Annotated in this window: 1 tRNA gene; it reads right to left on the bottom strand. The window is 56.5% G+C overall.

The window, feature by feature from the left end:
• Positions 1-278 precede the first annotated feature (278 nt).
• Positions 279-354: transfer RNA gene (locus DXC18_RS01410), tRNA-Ile, on the bottom strand.
• Positions 355-503: the final 149 nt, after the last annotated feature.

Here is a 503-nt window from a genome sequence, read left to right as displayed (position 1 = left end):
GAAACCGGCCCATCTACTACGTTTGGGCGACATCTCCCGACCATGGCGTCTCGGGCAGAAATAAAACCGCAGGTAGACGGCCTGCGGTTTTCGCGAAATACGGGGTATGGTCGAGGGGTCGGGGTTAAACGTAGTAGATGGGCCGGTTTCGTGGCGGCGGCATCGCAGGCAGCCGACCGAGGGCGTCCGGAAGTGAGCAAGCAGGCTATTTGCAAGTGAAAACTAATGCCATGAAAAAGAAAACAGCCCAGACATATTGCCTGACCTGTTGAAAAACCTGGTGGGCCCTCCGGGATTCGAACCCAGAACCCAGGGATTATGAGTCCCCTGCGCTAACCGTTGCGCCAAGAGCCCTTATAAAGTGGCGCTTGCAGTTGGGGTGGCAGAACAGCCTCCAACGCTTTGAACCACGATGTGAAATACTACCATGCGCGCGGCACCCGTTCAACGCACGATCTTGTCGACCAGGAGGATCATGCTGCCGCCTTTGACCTTGTGTGCCT

The organism is Collinsella sp. OM08-14AT (genome assembly GCF_003438115.1).
In the GTDB taxonomy this organism is placed as follows: domain Bacteria; phylum Actinomycetota; class Coriobacteriia; order Coriobacteriales; family Coriobacteriaceae; genus Collinsella.
This window is presented reverse-complemented; position numbering and strand designations above follow the sequence as displayed.